This window comes from Acidovorax cavernicola (genome assembly GCF_003581445.1).
In genome coordinates, this window is the sequence record NZ_QXMN01000206.1 from 1 (window position 1) to 1497 (window position 1497).

Genomic DNA, 1497 nt, shown 5'->3' on the forward strand with positions numbered 1-1497 from the left:
TCGCCCAGATGGCCGCGCAGCGCGCCCAGCAGGCGCACGGCCTGGGCGATGGAAGACAGGCCCGCGAAGGCCACGGCTTCGGCGCCGGGCGCGGCGAACGGGCCGGAGATATCGAGCGCCACACCCACCTTGATCGGCACGGGCGCCTGTGCCTGGGCCATGCCTATCGTGGCCACCGAACCCACGGCGACCGTGGCAACACCCTTCAGGAACCGGGAAGCGAAAAGAGCAAACATTGTGACCTTTGGATTTGAAATTGCGACCAACCCCACGGATGCGGCACGCATCCTCCCATTTTTGACCAGCAGCGATTGTGCCTGGGGATGCCCGCAGGATGATCGACAAATGCGGCGCCAGGCCGGTCCCGGGCCGGAATCCCGCATCCCGTTGCGCCCGGCCCGCAGCGCGCGCACCGACAGCGCCGCTCGCTACAGACACAGTAGCAAAGCGCAATTCATGGATTCTCCGCGGCCGGAAAAGTATGTATTTATGTACAGTTCATGCATGTTCACACCGCTTCCTGGCCCCGCCTTTCCTGCTGCCTGCTGGCGCATAGCTGCGCAGCGCTTGGAGGCCGTGGCCGCGGATTGACCCATGTCAGACGTCGGCGTGGTGCCCGTACACCGTTACTACTATCTGCACAACTTCGAGCGCGCGCTGGCCTGGATTGCGCAGCGCTACAGCGACCTGCTGGACGCCGACGAGCGCGCTTTCCTCGCCCGGTTCGCGGCGCTGCCGCCGCTGTCCCGGGCCCTGCTGGTGCGCATGCTGATGCGCCGCGGGCCGTGGTTCCGGGCGTCCAAGCTGGTCTATGAAGAGATTCCAGAAATCGAGGCCGCCGCTGCGCCCTTGCTCGCGCTGGGATGGCTGGACACCCAGGCCCCCATGCACCTGGAGGAACTGTTCGATCTGCATACGCGCAGCGAACTCGCCGAAGTCTTCGCGGGCGCCGAGCGCGGCAGCGGCACGCGCAAATCGGACTGGCTGCAGACGCTGGCCGGCGCGCATGCCGCGCCGCAGCGCTACGCCGAATGGCATCCGCGCGCGCGCGAGCCCGTATGGCGCGTGATGCTGGGCGAATTCAGCGAGCGCCTGCGGCTGATGTTCTTCGGCAATCTGCACCAGAACTGGACCGAGTTCGTGCTCGCCGACCTGGGGGTGTTCAAGTACGAAAGCGTGGCGTTCGACGCCGCCTCGCGCGCCTTCCAGACCCGCGCGGACATCGACGCCTACCTCGCGCTGCAGGCCTGCCGCCAGGCCGTGGAAGACGGCGCGGACGCGACCGCCATGCTGCAGGCCATAGACGCCTGCCACAGCAGCAACCCCTGGCTGGAAAAACGCCGCGCCAAGCTGCTGCTGCGCCTGGGCAATGCCTGCGAGCGCGCTGCGCAGTGGGACGATGCGCTGCAGGTCTACGCGCAATGCAGCTACCCCGGCGCGCGCCACCGGCGCATCCGCGTGCTCGAGCGCCTCGAGCGCCATGAAGAAGCGCTGCAG

The 1497-nt window shown here is 67.5% G+C and carries 1 protein-coding gene and 1 pseudogene; one reads left to right on the forward strand and one right to left on the reverse strand.

The window, feature by feature from the left end:
* A pseudogene (locus D3H34_RS34120) lies at positions 1-236 on the reverse strand (hypothetical protein); the annotation flags it as partial.
* 373 nt (positions 237-609) lie between these two features.
* Between D3H34_RS34120 and D3H34_RS32545 the strand changes: the two are divergent.
* A partial coding sequence (locus tag D3H34_RS32545; RefSeq protein WP_491047160.1) for a PDDEXK family nuclease occupies positions 610-1497 on the forward strand: 888 nt, incomplete at its 3' end.